We start from the raw sequence: 18574 nt of genomic DNA, 5'->3' as shown, positions 1-18574 counted from the left end.
TATTATGAAAACTGAAGAAACAACCTTAGACAGAATAAGAACCCGCCCGAGATTTAAAATGTTTACTCATCTTACCAAAGAAGAGTATGCTGAAAATCTGAAAAAATATATGTCAGAACATAAAGATGAATTTTCAGGCAATATCAATAAAGAAGTTGCTACCATCTGGGTCGCAACGGAAGAAGATAATTACTGGAAACCCCGTCTTGCATTACGGGTAGAAATTGAAGATGAAGATACGGTAATACGGGGAATATTCGGACCAAGTTCTGCGGTGTGGACATTCTTCATGTTTCTTTATTTTACCTTTTCTATTCTCTGGATGACCTTCTTTACCATGTATTATGTGGAAAAACAAATAAAAAGCGCTGAATACCCCTGGGCACTGAGCGCTTCTTTTGCTATGTTATTTTTTATACTTCTTACTTATATCGCTGCAAGATTCGGGCAGCACAAAGGAAAAGCAGAAATGCTTAAGCTGAGAAAGTTTGCTGAAGAATCTACTTTACAGTTTGAAAAGAAAATCAATTAGACTGCGGTTCCAAAGGTTTCTCATTCTGTACAGGAGCAGTCATTGCTTTTGCCGTTTTGATAGAGTCGGCTACTTTTTCTCTATTGCTTTGTTCCTTCAGCATTTTCGGAACCTCAGGCTCCAAAAGTTTTGTCAGTTCTTCAACAGATATATTGTTGGCATTAGGATCATCCAGAAGCTTTCTCCATGGTTTTCTTCCTCCCCAGTTATAATCTCCAAATACCATTACTGCAGTACCCCTTGCTTTGGTAGTAGCCCCACCAGGATTCAGAATCCATGTATCTGCATAAGAATACAGCCACTGGGCATCTTTCCTCAGCAAACGCAGACAGGAATGTGAAGCAGGATATCCCGGCAGAGTATATTCATGCCATCCGATTCCTCCTATATTGTGAATATTAAAATTATAAGGAAGTTTCCATTCACTACTCACAGTGGATATTGCCAGTTTCTTTTTCCAGTTGGCAAACGTAAGCCCTCTTGTTGTCTGAGCTGCTTTTTTCCCCATACTTGTAGGTCCCCATCTCACGAGACTTCCGTCGGAATATACAGCAAAAGCCTGTATAGGGTATGAAAAGATGACAAACTTTTTCACTCCATTCAATACATCCAGCTGCATTGGAAATGGTGAGTATGACATCAATGTTGTATCTATTTTGGCAGGAACCACCAATGTATCGGAATTCCACTTACTTTTAGAGTCCAGTCTGTTTAAAGCTAAAATAGCTGTACGCTCCTCAACGCTATACTTTTTACTGAATGCTGCATAAACAGAATCCCGCATTTTTTTATCTTTCGGAAGAACAAAAGCATTATAAAAACCATTCTCCTGCATTACAGGCGGAACAGATTCTTTCTTGACTACAGGAACAGAATCTTTCTTTAGAGAATCTTTTTCTGCTTCCTGAGCTTCAGAAGCAGATACAGTATCTTTAAAAGTATCGCTTATTTTTTCTATTTCTTTTTTACAGGAAACAAGGAAAACAGCGCACAAACATGCATAAAGAAAGGATTTTTTCACAGATATGTTTTTCATAAATAAATCGGCCATTTAGTTTGGCTACCCAGTACAAATATCAGACCTAAAATTGAATCATAAAAGAGATTGTTAAAAATATCGTAAAAAAACGGAGGCTTTCTCTCTGTAAATGAGGATTATTAGCTAAAATAAGAATAACCAATCAATATACAAAACCGGAAATCTCTAAAAAACTGATCAGAATTTACTCCTTGATCGCCTACACATTTTAAGCCAATATTTAATAATTTGTTAAAGATGCTGTGCCCATATTATCAATAATTTTGACAAAATATCAGTTCTCATGTTATACATTATCATGGTAGTTGTACTACAGGCACTTATTACTCTTACTCTGCTCATTTCTCTTATCAAAAACAGGGAGTCTGTATTGAATATGCTGTTATTGTATATTGGAATTGTCACCCTGGATATGGGATATGAATATTTCATTATTCAAAAATTCGGTTATGAATCTGTTCTGTATGAAATTCCGGGAAGCCTTCGTGTTTTCAAAGGTCTTATTTTTCTGTACATCACTACCTATTTAATTCATGCAAAATGGAGCGATAAGCTTAAATACCTGATTCTTCCTCTGACACTGGTGGTTATTCATCATGCTATTGCTATTACAGCCAAAATGCTTGATCTTTCATGGGCAGACCTTGCCATCAGTTCATATAAATCTTATTTTGTTTATTACAGTTACTACTGGCTTGCCTGTCTTCTTTTATGTATTTATTTACTGACAAAATACCGAAAAAATATTACTCATCCTGCTGCCGGTAATTTCCGTTACCTGGTTTACTATGTATTATCGGGAGTTTTAGCTTTCTGGATGGTTTACCAGTTGGGATGGGATACGTTGATTTATCAGAAAATCTACAGCCTTCTGTTTCTTTTCCAGTTTGGGTGGATTTTGTACGTTTATATTTTAACATACCAACATAAGCTCCAGGAACAGCAAAACACATCACATCTATCCGTACCTAAAGAAACCTATCAGTATAAAGACCTTTCAAAAATAGACTTTGATGCTGTACAAACTGCTATCATATCCTTCTATAAGGAGAGTCATGAATATCTGGATGAGGAATTTACGCTAGACCAGCTTGCCAGCCATTTGAGGATAAGCAAAGCGGATTTAAGCATCACTTTTAATAAACATCTTCGTTCCAATTTCCATGAATACACCAATAGAAGCCGTATTCAGCATTTCAAGCAGATTCTGCTTGAAGATCCTTCAGCCAGTGTAACAGATCTTGCATTTCAATGTGGCTTTAAATCAAAATCTACTTTTTATAAATATTTTAAAAAGGAATTTGACTGTCTTCCTTCTCAGCTTGTTCATTAGTTACAATTATTTAATATTAGCAACTTACTGATTTACAATTCAGTTCATCTCGAACTCAAGAGAAACAGTTGGATAAAATTTAAATGAACCAAAACTTTTGCAGGAGCCGACATCTTTGCATCAAACTTTATAAGGATGTCACGAGAAAGACTTTTTCTAACAAAAGCAGCATTTTTTCTTCTTGGGCCTTTGGCCTTTGCACAAACTACCGTTCACGGAACAGTAGTAGACAGCCAGGGAAATCTTCCCAATGCCCTGGTTTATATTGAAAACAGCGGACAGAAGGTAACTTCCGATACTGATGGTTCCTTTGTTCTTAATAATGTTTATGACGGCAGTTATAAACTTGTTGTGGAATATAAAGGGTATGACAGTGTTTATATTCCTTTCACTGTAACAGATAAAAAGGAAGTGAATCTCGGATTGATTAAATTCGGAGCTAAATTTAAGGAAAACAATCTTCAGGAGGTAGTGGTTACCAGTGTATACAAGGCATCACAGGCAAGGGCAATTACCATGAAAAAAAATTCCAACACCATTACAGAGGTACTTTCTACCGATGCCATCGGGAAACTGCCAGACCGTAATGCTGCTGATGCCGTACAGCGAATGCAGGGAGTATCTATTGAAAGAGACATGGGTGAAGGCCGTTTTGTAGCAGTAAGGGGGACACCTATACAATGGACAGCTTCTACTCTTAATGGAAACAGAATGCCAAGTGCCAGCGGTGATAATGCCAACCGCGGCGTACAGATGGATATCTTTCCTTCGGAACTTATTCAGAATGTACGCTTGTCTAAAGCTCTCACACCCGATCTTGATGGAGACGCCATTGGCGGAAATGTGGATTTTATCACAAAAACCTCCCCCAATAAAGAGACTTTGGCAATAAGTATGGCCTCAGGCTACGTCAACATGTCTAAGTCACCAACTTATAATACTTCTGTCGTTTATGGAAATAAAATTACAGATAAACTGAAGTTCATTACCTCGGCAGTAATCTGGGAACGTTCTACAGCTATAGACCAGATGAGAAATATTTATAACTATGGACTGAAAGATAAAACAGCTTCTTATTCTATCAACCAGCTTCAGCTTCGGGATTATCTGGCAAACCGGAGAACATTGGGATTCAATTTAGGATTGGATTATGAGATCGACAGCCGGAATAAATTATACGGGAAAGCTCTCTACAGCCAATATAAAGACGGTCAGTCTGTAAGGGAAACCTATTTTAACTTTGATAATAAAAATGTACTGCTTCAGGCCCGCCACGCGGATTATCTTACTGATCTATATTCTATGCAGCTGGGTGGTAATCACCAGATAGGACAACGTATGCAGGTAGATTGGTCGATGTCAAAAGCACGTTCTGAATTTAAATTCAACTCGCCGGATAATCTTGATCCCTCTGAAAGAGGTTACCCTATGGTTAATTTTGTACAGCCAATGACTTATGGAAATCTGTCTTCCGACGGAAGGAAGTATATGGCGATGGATGCTCCTGACGGTACTGGTGATATGGGGAGATATACCTTGCCCTACAACCAGCAGCAGATTACAGCAGATAAACTCAAACTGAATCAGATTATTCTGAGTCAGAACCGTAACAGTGAGACAGATCTCAGAGGGCAAATTGATATTAAATATAAACCTGCAGATAATTTTGAGCTAAAATTCGGAACAAAGTACAATAATAAAAACAAAGTTGTAAACAGCTCCCTGCTTGTTTGGATGCCTAAATCAGCATTAGGAATTCCCGGAGCTCCGGTTACTTACCTGAATCAGCTTGAGCGTGAGAATTTCCCATATAAAGGAGGTTTCATGAATCCTTTGGATCATCCCTATAATGCTGTAATCATTGATCAGATCACTAACGGACAAATCGATCAGATGTACAATCCTGCTACACAAAATAATTTAGGATTGATGCAGGTAAGCAGTAAAGACAGCAACTCCAATATTACCAGCTCCTACAGAGGTACTGAAAATGTATGGGCGGCTTACCTGATGGGAACATGGAAGATTTCAGAGCAGCTACAGGTATTGGGAGGATTCAGAAATGAATATAATGACGTTACTTTCTGGGGTAAAAAAGTAGTCTCTGATAAAAACAATAAAACGGAAGATATTAAAGACACAAAAACGTACAATGTAGTCCTGCCTATGGTCAATATGAAATGGAATATCAGCAGTGACCGCATCCTGAGACTGGCTTATACCCGCTCTTTTGCAAGACCTGATTTCAATGACCTCAACCCAGGAACCATTGTCAACGACATTAGCAATACCATCACCCAGGGAAACACTAAACTTGATCCTACATTTTCAAATAATTTTGATCTTATGTTTGAGAACTACTTCGGAAAGCTGGATCTGATAACTGCAGGAGTATTTTATAAAGATATTACCAATCTTATCTACAAAGACCAATCTGTGGTAGATCTTGCAGGAAGAACCTATACATTCACAGCTCCTAAAAACCTGGAAGGAGCAAAGCTTTTTGGTTTTGAGTTCGGGATATCCAAGCGTTTTGAAAACCTACCTGGCTTTTTGAAAAACATTGGCTTTGAAGGAAACTATACGTATATCTCCTCCAAAATGAATATGCCGGTCTATGAAAACGGCCAGCAGACAGGAACCATGTCTACAACGATTCCCAATCAGGCCAAACATATTTTCAATACCATCCTCTTCTATGAAACGAGTAAGCTAATGATCCGTTTAGCCGGAAATTATAAAGGAAACTATGTAAGCGAAATCAGAGCTGCTGCGGGTGCAGACCATTATCAGTATTTTGATAAAAACTTTACTGTAGACCTTTCCACTTCTTACAGCCTTACCAGGAAAGTACGACTGTTTATAGAACTGAACAATATTTTTAATGAACCCAACCGCTATTATATGGGTACAAAAGACCGTGTAGAAAATATTTCTTACTCAGGAATACGCGGACAGCTGGGATTCAACTTTAATTTTTAATCAAAAAAATTTTATTCATATGACAAAGTATATTTATGGAGCTGCATTTTGTATGACAGCACTGGTACAGGCACAGGATAAATGCCAGAATGTAAGAATCAACCAGTTGCAGGTTGTAGGAACCCATAATTCTTATGCCCAGCCGGCAGACCCCAGAGTACTGGATCTGGTAACCCCAATCATCAATGGGATGATGCAGAAATACAGCAGCAGTATGTCGGAAGAGCAAAAAGCTAAATTTAAAGAATATCACCCTTATGGAATGGATCTGAAAGAAGGTCTGAATTACAACCATCCTGATTTTACAGAACAGCTCAACGCTAACCTGAGAGGGTTGGAAATAGATGTCTATTATGATCCGGAAGGCAACAGATTCAGCCGCCCGGCAACATATGAGATTTTAAAGGCTAAAGGAGTTACTGACCTCGCTCCTTTTAATACAAAAGGACTTGATCAGCCAGGTTTTAAAGTACTCCATATTGCAGATATTGACTTCAGAACCCATTATCCTACTTTAAAAGATGCCCTTACAGCTCTGAAAACATGGTCTGACCAACATCCCGGACACACGCCGGTTTTTATGATGATCGAAGCCAAAGACTCCGGTTTCCCATTTTTTGAAAACAGTACAAAAGTTCTTCCTTTTGATAAAAAAGCTTATGATGAACTGGATGGAGAGATTGTAAAATATCTGGGAAAAGATAAAATTATCACTCCAAAAGAAGTTCAGGGCAAATACAAAACCCTGAAAGAAGCTGTTACCCACAACAACTGGCCAAAGCTTAATGACAGTAAAGGAAAATTTATTTTTATGCTGCTTCCCGGTAGTGCAGGCACTTTGTCTTCTAAAAATAATCCTTATCTGATTGATGGTTCTTTAAAGGAAAGAGTGATGTTTCTGAACAGTGAACCTGATGATTCTTTCGCAGGCTTTATATTAAGAGATAATGCTATAGTAAGGCAAAAAGAGATACAGGATCTGGTAAAGCAAGGCTACATGGTAAGAACCAGATCAGATATTGAAACCTATGAAGCAAAAACCAATGATTTCACCAGATCTGAAGCAGCATTCAGCAGTGGTTCCCAGATCATCTCCACCGATTTTTTCCGTCCCGGAAACACGTATGGAACACCTTACTTCATACAGCCTCCTCAAGGGAAAGATTATCTTAATAATCCTTTAAATTTTTCATGCAGATAATATCATGTTGATTAACTGTCAAGTTATTTAAGGACGGGACAATGGACACAAAAAGTCTTCTATTTTCAGAAGGCTTTTTGCGATCCGGACGGGACTCGAACCCGCGACCTCCGCCGTGACAGGGCGGCATTCTAACCAACTGAACTACCGGATCAATTAAAAGTATTGTTTTTAATTGGCAAAATATAGTTTTTTATTTTTTTCAAAAAATACATTGCCTTTTTAAGCTATTGTAACATACATATTTTCAAATATAAAATTAGATAAAATTACTTTTAATACCTTTTTCAATAAAAGAAAGTTAACTTATAAAAACACACACAAAATCAACATTCCTGTTACTTTAAAAGTATTTATTTTAATCTAATTTTAAGATGATGAATTTCCATACCAATTATTACAGATAATCACTTTTATTATTATCTATACTAAGATAAAATTATCCTAAAACCGGATGTTCTTTCTTACTGGGAAATACCTCTATCATAACTTTTTCAATTCTGTCTCTCTCATCATCAGACAAATTAGATCCGGAAGGCAGGCATAAGCTATTTTCGAAAAGGGTTTCTGCTACTTTTCCACCATAGTATGGTGCATCTTCAAATACAGGCTGTAAATGCATAGGCTTCCAGATAGGTCTGGATTCGATATTGTCTTCTAAAAATGCCAGTCGCAAATCTTCACGGGATTTTGATGATTTTGTTCCGTCTATTGTAATAACAGATAACCAATGATTACTATAAAAATCAGAGTTTGGTTCTGAAAGTAACTCAACCCCCTCTATTTTTTTACAAATTTCAGAATAGAAATCGTGCATTTTTCTGCGGCCTTCTACTCTGTCTCTCAGAACTTCCATCTGTCCTCTACCAATACCGGCACTGATATTACTCATTCTGTAATTATATCCGATATGTGAATGCTGATAATGCGGAGCTTCATCTCTGGCCTGTGTAGAAAGAAATACAACTTTGTCTTTATCTATCTGGGAGTGGCATACCAAAGCTCCTCCTCCTGAGGTTGTAATTATTTTATTACCATTGAATGATAAAATACCAAAGCGTCCAAAAGTACCACACGCCCTTCCTTTATATTGAGAGCCTAATGATTCTGCAGCATCTTCAATTAAGGGAATGTTATATTCTCTGGCAATTGATAAAATTTCATCCATTTTTGCCGGCATTCCGTAGAGATTGACAACAATAATAGCTTTCGGTTTTTTACCTTTTGCAATTCTATCCTCTATTGCCTCCTGCAAAGCTACCGGACACATGTTCCAGGTATCTATTTCAGAATCTATAAACACGGGAGTAGCTCCCAGATAAACAATAGGATTGGCAGAAGCCGAAAACGTCATAGACTGACATATTACTTCATCACCATAACCTACATTGCATTCCACTAACGCCAAATGTAAAGCAGCAGTTCCTGACGAAAGTGCAGCTACCTTTACTTTTTCATTTAAGAATTTTTCCAGATCCTTTTCAAAACCGTCAACATTGGGGCCTAAAGGTGCTATCCAATTGGCGTCAAACGCTTCATTGATATACTTTAATTCATTTCCTCCCATATGGGGGGAGGACAACCATACTCTTGATTTCATATTCTTAATATTCTAAATTTTTAAACTTCTACTTTTTATTATTCTTCCGGGATTACCTACTACAGTGCAGCCATCCGGTATATCACTGATAATAACCGCTCCGGCACCAATAGTACACCATTTTCCGATTGTTATCCCCTGTATTACACTGGCTCCTATTCCTATATGGGTTCCTTCTCCCACATATACATTCCCTCCCAGCGCAGCATTTGGAGAGATATGTACAAAATCCTCAAGGGTACAATCATGATCAATGGAAGAATTTGTATTGATGATACTGTGTTTCCCTATTCTTACTAATGCATTAATAGTTGCTCCGGGCATCACAATAGTCCCTTCCCCTATCTTTACTCTTTTGGATATAATTGCCTTAGGATGGAAAAGTGTAACATAATTGAATTGTTCTTCCTGTTCCACTATTCTTTTCCTTACCCTGTTATTCCCTATAGAAATAATGACATCAATACCATGTGGCGGAATTTCGTTAAGAACAGGATAGTTTAATACCTTATCTTTCATCAAATTTTCATCAATAAAAGCCTCAATACTAAAACCATTCTCTTCAGCCACTTCAGCCACTACCTTACCATGACCACTTGCTCCGTATAAATACATGCTTTGTCTAGATTTTTAATTAATTATTTCCTTTAAAAGCTTCTACTGTAGCTTGCTCTACCTGGTTTATTCCTTCTCTTATTATTACTTTTTTTATCGTAAGAAGGACAACCTTACAATCTATTGCGAAAGACAGATTGTCTACATACCATACATCCAGTTCAAATTTCTTTGTCCAGGAAATTGCATTTCTTCCGTTCACCTGTGCCCAACCTGTAATCCCGGGGCGTATGGTATGCCTGCGTTTCTGAGTTTCGCTATATAAAGACAGGTACTGAGGCAAAAGGGGGCGTGGCCCTATAATTGCCATATCTCCTTTCAGTACATTGATCAATTGTGGAAGCTCATCCAAGGAAGTCCGGCGTATAAAACTTCCAACCGGAGTTAAGCGTTCCGAATCCGGCAGATAATTGCCCTGTGTGTCTTTTTTATCATTCATAGTCTTAAACTTGATGATATTGAATATCTTCTCATTCAATCCCGGTCTTGCCTGAACAAAAAAAGGTTTACCCTGATTGGCAAAGTACAATAAGACCATTACAATGATAAAAATGGGTGCCAGTATGATTAACGCGATTAACGCTATCAAAAAATCCAGAACCCGTTTCAAAAAAAACTTATACACGATATTCTCTCTCTTTAATCAATTTGTTGTATTCACTTAATATAGCATTCCAGATCACAGATTGCTCGAATCGGTTTTCAATCATTGGCCGGGAATTCATTTTTAATGATTCATAATAGTCTCTGTCTGATATCATTTTCTCCATTTCTTCTTTGAGCCTTTCACTATCTTTTACCGGAACAATTACTCCATTCTGATTTTCTACGATAATTTCATTGCATCCGTTGATATCAGAAACGATACTAGGCAGCTCCATTGCTCCGGCCTGCATCACTACATTGGGAAATCCTTCCCGGTAACTAGGAAAGACCAGTGCACCAGAAATCGCGAAATAAGGACGTACATCTTTTTGAAATCCTACAGAGATGATATCCGGATTAGTTTCAATTTCCTTTAATGTATCCGGAGATAGCGGATCCAGCTCCTGTTCCAGGGGACCCACCAGTAATAATTTTGAATGTTTACCTTCTTCTTTATTTAAAGCAGAAAAAGCTTTTATCAGTTCATTAATTCCTTTGTCCCCCACCAAGCGTCCCACAAAGACAAAGACAAAATCAGAGTCTTCTATTTTTAATTCTTTTTTCAGAAGAATTTTCTGATCTTCTGAAACTTGTTGGGGTGAAAAGAATGAAGTATCTATTCCGTTTGAAGAACCATTTCCGATTACTTTCAGCTTATACCTATCTGTATATTTATGCTTTATGATATAATCAGACAGTCCTTTTGAGTTGGGATATACTTTGGTAGCAGAAGCATATGTTAATTTTTCTACAAAGTCTAAAACCTGACGTTTTACACCTGTCACCTCCATTAGTGGTAAACCCGCTACAGTATGCAATCTATGAGGTACACCAGCCATTCTTGCAGCAAGCATCCCTACAATTCCAGCTTTAGGTGTATGAGTATGAACAATTTGTGGTTTTTCCTTTTTTAAAAGCTTATAAGTATTCCATAAAGATTTGATATCTTTAATAGGTGTAATCTTGCGGGACATATCAATCGCAACTACATCTATTTCTTCATCATTTTTAACCTCTTCCAGTTCTTTGCCAGGCGAAGAAACTCCTATCACATCAAAATGTTCTGACATAAACCGGTGCTGCCCCTTCAATAGAATTTTTAAGGAAAGTGGTACAGTCGTAATCCGTATTAATTTAGCTTTCAACTTCTGTTATATTTTATTGTTTATTTCTATTAACCTAGAACTAAATAATAATTTTTTTCCTAAATATTTTGTGTAGTGTTATTTTTTACTCATTCCACTTAAAATCACAAATTTGTGATTTTAAGTGAGATAAAGCAATATTTTGAACTAATGTTAACCTTTAAATTGTTCCAAGCAGAAATAATTATAGATTAACATAGTATCATTACTATTCTGGAAAATCATAAATTTTCCCGTTTTCTATTGTGTTTTTTGAATGTAATAGCTTTTTATGGCAATGGCAAATTGTTTATAACCATCGAACTTTTGCCAGCTATTTTTATATAGTATCTAAATAATTCTAATAATTGATGAAACTTAATTAACATCACAAGAGAAATAGAATTGTTATTTATTATAGACTATTTTTTTATTTTTCTAGTCTCATATTAATTGTATCACATTTTTAAATGATTGATAAAACATTGATAATTTCCATCTCACCTTTCGTGCATTTTTCTATGATATTTACTTTAGCAAAAACCTTTCCATAATCACATTTTGGGGAAAAATTAATATTATTTATGAAAATGCATTTTTATATTTTGCAGTTTTTATATTATAATTTGCTATTTATAAAATGGAAAGAATTATTGATTATATTTTATCTTTTGTCTAGAAAATTGTTGTAATTCTGTTACTATTCCCGCGTTATCTTTATTATCAGATTTAAAATCATTTATTTTTAAATTAATATTATCTAAGGATGAATTATTATATAAATATCTAAAAGGTTTCGCATTATATTTTAAATCAATATTATTAAGAATTATATTGCCATTTAATGATTTTTTTATTTGTGATTTTCTATTAGAATAAGATATTCCATTTGTAGAATATAGATCTTTATAATTATCAATCGAAATTTGGACATTATTAGCAACTTCGTTATCTTTAAAATTATCTAAATAAAAAGATAATCCATTCAACTTATTATTAAAAGTTGTTACTGATTTTAATGCAACATTCAGCTTTTTATTCTGCTGAGTATTAGGTTCAAGATCAATACCCGTCTGAGGATTGGCCCCATTTGAATTAGAAATCACTAAACTTTGTAACAGTATATTATCTCCTCCAATAACTGAAATTCCATTTCTCCTATTATTATCAATAAGGCCTCCAATAATAGATACATTACTTGAGAAATTCTTACCACCAACATAAATTCCATCCCCCCAACAATTCTTAACAACAGCATTGTATATTTTAACATCAACAGCATCATTTATGCTGATACCCATTCCCCATTCCCCATTTGTTCCTAAATGTTCATTTCTATCACCTACAATTTTTGCATTGTAAATGCTTACATTTTTTTTATTATTAATATTTATAATGGTATATCCTCCTTTATCAGTTGCTTTCAACTTAAGTTGAGAACTATTATCAAATAATAAAATTGAATTATTGTTCAGTTTTATTCCTTTATCGTTTACTAAAACAGGGAAATTGGGTAATAATACAATTTCATTCTCATCTATTGCCTTTTGAATATACACTGTGTAGTCCTCTGAAGCATCTTTCTTGTAATTTGCAGGAAGAATGTCAGTAACTTTAAATGCTTTATTTTTAAGAAGATTCATTGATGAGGACACATCCATTGTTTTCACAAAAGAATCTGGTACATCTCTATATGTAAACTTGTCCTGTGCACAGGATAAATTGATTGAAAATAGAAAGATTATGTAAAAAAATGATTTAATTGTTTTTATCATAATATATATATTTTTCTGTATTGATTTGCTATTTCTTTAATAGAAAAAATATCTGATCTTTCGTAACATTTTTCAGATATTTTTTTATAAAAAAAATCATTTTTATTCAATGTATTAATCACTTCTGCTAAATCATCCTCTTTTCCACTATCAAATAATATTCCATACTCTGCAACTACTTCTGAAAGACCTGGTACATTTGAGGCAACCACAGGTTTTTGACACGCCATACCTTCTACTGCTACAATACCAAAACCTTCATAATGAGAAGACACAACCACAACATCACTCATCTTTATGAGCTCTGCCACATTGGACTGGTTACCCAAAAAAAGTGTTCTACTTTCTAAGCCCTTTTTTTTAACGAGCTCTTTACAGTTTTCTAATTCTGGCCCATCTCCTACAAATATTGCTTTTACATGAGGAGGCAATAATGTGAGTGCTCTGATTAAAGTAGGCTGATCTTTAGCTGCTCTAAAACTCGCAACCTGTATTAATAAGAAATCTTCATCAGAAAAATTAAATTTGGTTCGGGAGTAGGTATCTGAGTTATAAAATCTACTAAGATTGACTCCATTATTTATCACCTTTGTCTTTGCTTTAAATCCTTTCCCTAAATGCTGAATAAGATTTTTTTTTGTGGATTCAGAAATACAAATAATAAAATTTAATTGGGAGTAAATAAACTTTTCTATATTTTTCAGATACCACTTAGATCTTCTGTTATTTTCAGTACTGTGCTCAGTAAAAATTATTTTTTGTTTTCTGAAAAATAAAAGTTTATTGAATATTCCCCAATATAATGTAGGAAATAAATGCAAATGAATAATATCTGCATCTGCAGTTACCTTATTTATAAAAAATGGGATCCGAATGTCGTATAGACTTTTTGAAGGAATTACTTCAATTTTTATTTTACCATTATCTTCTACTTCTTTTTTTAAAGATGTATCAATATCATCTAATAATAACAAATGTATTTCGTCTAAACCTATCTCAGCTAATTCGGTACATAAGTCGACTACCAAGCGTTCAGCACCGCCAAATCTTAAACTATTTATTATATGATAAATTTTCATTTTCTATTTTAATTTTATACAATGCCAACCAATAAAAAATAAATATTATCCAATTGATATCTAAAAGGCCTTTGAAATTTCCAATTATTAATAAAACAGTTAATGCCCATAGCAAAAGTTTAAAACTTTTATCATTTTTAAATCTCTTTAAATTATACCTTAGAATATAAAAATGTAATGAAAAATAAATCATTATACCAAAAATCCCATAATAGTAAACAAGTCTTGAATAACCTATATCTGTATGCATATAAAAAGATCCATTCTCATAATAAAACTGTCCATCCCCTATCAATATACTTTTAAGTTCAGAAGGAAAGATCAACATAGCTTTTACTCCTTCAGTAGAGTTTGTTTTTAATTCTCCAGATGAAAATAGGTTTATAAATACTTCAAAAGAGTGACGAAAAGAATTTGAAGCCATCAAAGTATCTAAATTTGTCAATAAATAGGTAAAAGCAATTATCCCAAATACAGTTGAATAAATAAAAATCTTAGGTAAATTACTATAATTCTTTTTTAAAATATAGCTAACAACCAGATATGCCAAAGATAAAAGGATTCCCAAAAAAGCTACTCTTGCAATATAAATACCAGTAATACAAATAAAAATGTATAGTAATATCCACACCAATTTACCTTTTTTTAAAGAATCAATTATATATGCTCCAGTTAGCATTCCAATGGACGAAATAATACCTCCTGAAAAAAATGTTCCAGCACCTATCCCAATAAATCTGGTACCAAATTTCACTGCATTTCCTAACGCATATTCAAATTTATCTCCAGTAGATTGTATAGAAGTAATAATCTCTAACAAGCTAGGATTTAGAAACATCAATAGAGCTAAAAAATTATGCAAAAAAATTGCTAAAACAATCAATTTTAATGCATACATTCTATTTATGTTCACACGGATTACCAAGTAATATGCACCAAATAAATAAAGAATATTTTGTATCGTATTTCCAATAAAACGTGGATCAAAGTAACTATTAATGACTGTTGTAAGCACTATCAGTAATATTGATGCGAAGCATAAAAGTATTATGTGGCTAAAAGATTTAGGGATTGCTAATTTGGTTTGGCTCATAAAAAAAGCAAGCCCAAGAAGCCCAAGAAGCACTCTGGTTCTAAGGATAGATGGCAAAAAAACAAACGATATATTATAGACAAAAAGGATATATATAAACACGTTCATTCCATGTCTAAGAATATTATTAGCTTCTAATCTTCTCATTTATCAATTCATATATTCCAAAAAAAACCAATTTACTAAATGTCAACTTCACTAAATAAGTAAATGGCAACCTTTTTAAGTTAAATAATAAAATTTTAAGATATCTTTTACCTAAAACACAATTAACATTGAATTTATTATCTGGATAATTTATTTTTAATTTTAAACGCAGCTTTTTAAAAAAAGAATGAATAAAATCTACTGAAAAATCTTCAAAATTGACGCTTCTGATCTTATCTGACAAAGATAAAATATAAATAAAATCTAATTCTTTTTGATCTAAAATAATATTCTGCTGCTGTAAAGCAAGTTGCTGAATATTAGATATCGTTTTTTTTCTCTGTTCTATCTGACCAGCTCCAATATTGGTTTGGCTATTGGGTGTATCTCTATAATACAACAATGGCATCTTAAAATTATACCCTTTACCATATTGCAGTATTTTGATCCACAATTGGTAATCTTCAGCATACTTATAATCCTTTTCAAAAAAAATGTTATTTTCTTTAACAATGCCTGACCTGAACATTACTGCCGGGTGGGTAAAAGGAGTGCTAAAAATTGAATGTATTCTAATTGATATATCATCAACAGGAAGTACACTAAGATGATAATGAGAAACAGAGTGAACAAATTCCTTTCTGGATGAACTGCATATAATATATTCCGGATTCTTTTCCATAAAATCTATTTGGATCTGAAAACGGGATAAATGGCATATATCATCTGCATCCATCCTGGCAATATATTCACCTTGTGATAATAAGATTCCTTTATTCAAAGTATCTATTAATCCTAAATTCTTTTCATTTTCAATGTATCTTATCCTTTTATCATTATAGCTTAATATGATTTCTTTTGTAGAATCTGTAGAGCCATCATTGATAACCAACAATTCAAAGTCTTTAAAACTTTGTTCAAGTATACTGTCTACTGCTGTTCTAAGATACTGTTCAGCATTATATGCAGGTAAAATTACCGAAATTTTAGGACTCATTCTTTACATAAAGTTTAACATTATTAAAATTTTTTAGCCATGCATCATAGAAGTTTTTACTTTTTCCATAAACATTATCTAAGATGACAACCTCTTTATCTAATAAGATACTAAGTATTAAACCATGTAAACGAGTTGTATAAACTTTATGATATTGATTTATAAACTCTTTGCCGCGATTGATGTGCAAATCCATTCCATTCTTCTTTTTAAATCCATAGGCATTATCAATTATTAAAGAAGATGCAGGTAAATACTTTATGACTTTTGAAAGTTTTCCGTCTAAAGCTTCTACATAATTGGTAATAGTATTCATTCTTTTCGACGAAGAGTTATAAGTAGGCCAGTCTTTTATATCATATTCACCTTCAATAACATTTTGAAAAGAACCTTTACTTGCTTCTGCATCAGTTCTGTTCAAATACAGATTTTTTCTGGTTTCGAGAGAACTCATTCTTATATCAGAGTCAAAGTCTAAAAAGAAAGCCATATCAGGAGCCAATTTTAACTTTTCTTCATTAAAATTAGTTTTTAAAATATTATAAGAAACTTGATCTCTTACAAAAACATATAGATCATGATGCTTATTGAAAATAGCAAAATCTCTTTTCAAATTAGCTTCATTATTGTAATGTACTGTTTGAGGCAAAACAATAATCCTGTTATTTGGAAAGTTTTCAATGATATATCTTTTAAAACTTTGGCTCGATTCGTAAATATCGCCGAAATTCCCTCCTCCGTGTAGTAGAATAATTATTTTCTCAGATTTAATATCCCTTTTTTTGAAAGTATATCTGTTATACTGCCCAATACATTTATACTTTAATGTTTTAAAAAATTCTACTTCTCCTTTCCAAATTAAAGAATCTCCAATATTTCTGTGATTAGGTATATCCAATAGAATAAAATCACTGTTAATGAGTGGAATAAGCTGATCAGATATTATATTTTTTAATTGTCTTATATTTTCTTTATTGGAATTCATATTTATTTTTTTAAGAATTTAATTTATTAAAGATCTTTATTAAAATATCTTTATTAAAATAACCGAAAAGGAATAGAGATAATACTGTTAATGATATTGAAATTAAGTGGCTGCTATTGATATATAGTAACATAATTACACTAAAAACCAGTAATAATTGTATAATGAAGGACTTAACATTCATATTCAATTTCAAAATCTCAGCAGTCTGTCTGTATCTTATAACAAACATTACAAAGAAGCTGACGAATGTACCTAAAGCAGGCGCATAAAGACCTATATATTTAATAAAAGATATGGAAATAAATACATTTACCAATGCCCCTATTATACTTGTAATAAAAATCCCCTTCGTTGATTTGGTTTTCAAATAAATAGCACCTAAAAAACCCGAAATCGACGAAAAACAGGAGCCAATATACAGAACAGTAGCATATTTCCAGGATTCATAAAATTTCACATCAAATAAGACTTCCGTGATTAATGGAGTAGCTGCTATTAAAATGGTTGATAAACCAATATTTATAGAAATATATTTATTAAATAGCTTTGAAAAAAATGGATTATTAGGATCGTTTCCAGAAATTGCCATATCCTGCCAGGCTAGCATAAAGACTGTATTAAAAATAGTCAGAATAGCAGGCAACCTAGCAGAAACTGCATAAATGCCATTATCTTCTATTGTTAAAAACTTTAAAATAATATATCTATCTGATGCATTGATAACCCACCAGCTTATTGAATTTAATATTAATGGAAGAGAATAAAATAAAATCTGTTTTTGTAATGAATAGTTGATCTTTATACTCACATATTTATTAAACAGAAAGCTTACTTTAAATAACATTAATAAAATTGCAATAAAATTACTGACAAAAAGCGCATAAAAAATACCTTGCACTTTATCATGAAATATGTTCGTCAGTAAGAAAAGTAAACTAAAAGAAAATATAAACAGACTATTAATAATTCCTATAAATGAATAGTATCTCGTTAATCCTAATCCTCTTAATATCTGTTGAAAAAAAGGCAATAAACATGAACTTATAATTAGTAATGATAATTCTTTCTGGTAAGGAATATGATAGAAAATCCCAGCCAAATAGAGCAGTAATTCAAAGCTGATAAAAGAAATCAGTAATAAGATACTACATTGCTTAAATACATTATTAATATAATTTTCCTTTTCATTTTCTTTATCCAGAAACCAACGATAAATTGCCTCATTCATCTGCAAAGACACGAAAGGCACCAATAAATTGACACTTGTTAGCACTAAATCATACTCCCCCAATTCTTTTCTGGAAAGATAGTAGGAATAAATAGGAATTAATAGAAAAGATAAAATCTTAGATCCAAAATTACCAATTGTATATATTAAAGTACTCTTTATTAAAATCTTACTATTCATTATTATATAAATAAAT

The 18574-nt window shown here is 33.3% G+C and carries 15 protein-coding genes and 1 tRNA gene; 4 read left to right on the top strand and 12 right to left on the bottom strand.

The window, feature by feature from the left end:
- Nucleotides 1-4 precede the first annotated feature (4 nt).
- Nucleotides 5-532, top strand: coding sequence for a hypothetical protein (locus AC3FI7_RS22145; RefSeq protein WP_491460923.1), 528 nt, complete (start codon nucleotides 5-7; stop codon nucleotides 530-532).
- On the opposite strand, the gene AC3FI7_RS22140 is transcribed toward AC3FI7_RS22145, so the two are convergent.
- Complete coding sequence (locus AC3FI7_RS22140) at nucleotides 525-1553, bottom strand: L,D-transpeptidase (RefSeq protein ID WP_491460922.1); 1029 nt, start codon at nucleotides 1551-1553, stop codon at nucleotides 525-527. The genes AC3FI7_RS22145 and AC3FI7_RS22140 overlap by 8 nt on opposite strands.
- Before the next feature lie 301 nt (nucleotides 1554-1854).
- Between AC3FI7_RS22140 and AC3FI7_RS22135 the strand changes: the two genes are divergently transcribed.
- From AC3FI7_RS22135 to AC3FI7_RS22125, 3 genes are all read left to right on the top strand, one after another.
- Nucleotides 1855-2904, top strand: a complete 1050-nt coding sequence (locus AC3FI7_RS22135; protein WP_491460921.1) for a helix-turn-helix transcriptional regulator — start codon at nucleotides 1855-1857, stop codon at nucleotides 2902-2904.
- Nucleotides 2905-3039: 135 nt separating this feature from the next.
- A complete protein-coding gene (locus AC3FI7_RS22130) occupies nucleotides 3040-5886 on the top strand; it encodes a TonB-dependent receptor (RefSeq protein WP_491460920.1) in 2847 nt (948 codons plus the stop codon).
- Between the two features lie 19 nt (nucleotides 5887-5905).
- Nucleotides 5906-7087, top strand: a complete 1182-nt coding sequence (locus AC3FI7_RS22125; protein WP_491460919.1) for a phosphatidylinositol-specific phospholipase C domain-containing protein — start codon at nucleotides 5906-5908, stop codon at nucleotides 7085-7087.
- A gap of 80 nt (nucleotides 7088-7167) precedes the next feature.
- Here AC3FI7_RS22125 and AC3FI7_RS22120 read toward each other — a convergent pair.
- The 11 genes from AC3FI7_RS22120 to AC3FI7_RS22070 form a co-directional block, all read right to left on the bottom strand.
- Nucleotides 7168-7241 (bottom strand) — tRNA-Asp (locus AC3FI7_RS22120).
- 285 nt (nucleotides 7242-7526) lie between these two features.
- Nucleotides 7527-8687, bottom strand: coding sequence for a DegT/DnrJ/EryC1/StrS family aminotransferase (locus tag AC3FI7_RS22115; protein ID WP_142724658.1), 1161 nt, complete (start codon nucleotides 8685-8687; stop codon nucleotides 7527-7529).
- A 12-nt stretch (nucleotides 8688-8699) separates the two neighbouring features.
- Nucleotides 8700-9302 carry an acetyltransferase gene (locus AC3FI7_RS22110; RefSeq protein WP_142724659.1) on the bottom strand — a complete coding sequence of 201 codons (603 nt, stop codon included), beginning with the start codon at nucleotides 9300-9302 and terminating at the stop codon, nucleotides 8700-8702.
- A gap of 19 nt (nucleotides 9303-9321) precedes the next feature.
- Nucleotides 9322-9927, bottom strand: coding sequence for a sugar transferase (locus tag AC3FI7_RS22105; RefSeq protein ID WP_142724660.1), 606 nt, complete (start codon nucleotides 9925-9927; stop codon nucleotides 9322-9324).
- A complete protein-coding gene (locus tag AC3FI7_RS22100) occupies nucleotides 9920-11017 on the bottom strand; it encodes a glycosyltransferase family 4 protein (protein ID WP_491462106.1) in 1098 nt (365 codons plus the stop codon). Before AC3FI7_RS22100 ends, AC3FI7_RS22105 begins: the two co-directional genes overlap by 8 nt.
- Before the next feature lie 704 nt (nucleotides 11018-11721).
- Nucleotides 11722-12846: a hypothetical protein gene (locus tag AC3FI7_RS22095; RefSeq protein ID WP_491460918.1), complete on the bottom strand. Its 1125-nt coding sequence runs from the start codon at nucleotides 12844-12846 to the stop codon at nucleotides 11722-11724.
- On the bottom strand, nucleotides 12843-13925 hold the full coding sequence (locus tag AC3FI7_RS22090) for a glycosyltransferase family 4 protein (protein WP_491460917.1): 1083 nt from the start codon (nucleotides 13923-13925) through the stop codon (nucleotides 12843-12845). The genes AC3FI7_RS22095 and AC3FI7_RS22090 overlap by 4 nt, the downstream gene beginning before the upstream one ends.
- Nucleotides 13900-15165 carry a hypothetical protein gene (locus AC3FI7_RS22085; RefSeq protein ID WP_491460916.1) on the bottom strand — a complete coding sequence of 422 codons (1266 nt, stop codon included), beginning with the start codon at nucleotides 15163-15165 and terminating at the stop codon, nucleotides 13900-13902. Before AC3FI7_RS22085 ends, AC3FI7_RS22090 begins: the two co-directional genes overlap by 26 nt.
- The gene (locus AC3FI7_RS22080) at nucleotides 15146-16162 is read right to left on the bottom strand and encodes a glycosyltransferase family 2 protein (RefSeq protein ID WP_491460915.1); all 1017 of its coding nucleotides are present in this window, start codon (nucleotides 16160-16162) and stop codon (nucleotides 15146-15148) included. Before AC3FI7_RS22080 ends, AC3FI7_RS22085 begins: the two co-directional genes overlap by 20 nt.
- Nucleotides 16152-17147, bottom strand: coding sequence for a polysaccharide pyruvyl transferase family protein (locus AC3FI7_RS22075; RefSeq protein WP_491460914.1), 996 nt, complete (start codon nucleotides 17145-17147; stop codon nucleotides 16152-16154). Before AC3FI7_RS22075 ends, AC3FI7_RS22080 begins: the two co-directional genes overlap by 11 nt.
- A 10-nt stretch (nucleotides 17148-17157) precedes the next feature.
- A complete protein-coding gene (locus AC3FI7_RS22070) occupies nucleotides 17158-18558 on the bottom strand; it encodes a lipopolysaccharide biosynthesis protein (protein ID WP_491460913.1) in 1401 nt (466 codons plus the stop codon).
- Between the last annotated feature and the right edge of the window lie 16 nt (nucleotides 18559-18574).

It is taken from the genome of Chryseobacterium sp. TQ-BC-N36 (assembly GCF_058382295.1).
This window is presented reverse-complemented; position numbering and strand designations above follow the sequence as displayed.

Bases quoted from the DNA above. Each gene is read 5' to 3' on its own strand.
- AC3FI7_RS22115 (WP_142724658.1), bottom strand. From the start codon at position 8,687: ATGAAATCAAGAGTATGGTTGTCCTCCCCCCATATGGGAGGAAATGAA.
- AC3FI7_RS22095 (WP_491460918.1), bottom strand. From the start codon at position 12,846: ATGATAAAAACAATTAAATCATTTTTTTACATAATCTTTCTATTTTCA.
- AC3FI7_RS22080 (WP_491460915.1), bottom strand. From the start codon at position 16,162: ATGAGTCCTAAAATTTCGGTAATTTTACCTGCATATAATGCTGAACAG.
- AC3FI7_RS22130 (WP_491460920.1), top strand. From the start codon at position 3,040: ATGTCACGAGAAAGACTTTTTCTAACAAAAGCAGCATTTTTTCTTCTT.
- AC3FI7_RS22100 (WP_491462106.1), bottom strand. From the start codon at position 11,017: ATGTCAGAACATTTTGATGTGATAGGAGTTTCTTCGCCTGGCAAAGAA.
- AC3FI7_RS22110 (WP_142724659.1), bottom strand. From the start codon at position 9,302: ATGTATTTATACGGAGCAAGTGGTCATGGTAAGGTAGTGGCTGAAGTG.
- AC3FI7_RS22090 (WP_491460917.1), bottom strand. From the start codon at position 13,925: ATGAAAATTTATCATATAATAAATAGTTTAAGATTTGGCGGTGCTGAA.
- AC3FI7_RS22085 (WP_491460916.1), bottom strand. From the start codon at position 15,165: ATGAGAAGATTAGAAGCTAATAATATTCTTAGACATGGAATGAACGTG.
- AC3FI7_RS22075 (WP_491460914.1), bottom strand. From the start codon at position 17,147: ATGAATTCCAATAAAGAAAATATAAGACAATTAAAAAATATAATATCT.
- AC3FI7_RS22125 (WP_491460919.1), top strand. From the start codon at position 5,906: ATGACAAAGTATATTTATGGAGCTGCATTTTGTATGACAGCACTGGTA.
- AC3FI7_RS22145 (WP_491460923.1), top strand. From the start codon at position 5: ATGAAAACTGAAGAAACAACCTTAGACAGAATAAGAACCCGCCCGAGA.
- AC3FI7_RS22070 (WP_491460913.1), bottom strand. From the start codon at position 18,558: ATGAATAGTAAGATTTTAATAAAGAGTACTTTAATATATACAATTGGT.
- AC3FI7_RS22135 (WP_491460921.1), top strand. From the start codon at position 1,855: ATGTTATACATTATCATGGTAGTTGTACTACAGGCACTTATTACTCTT.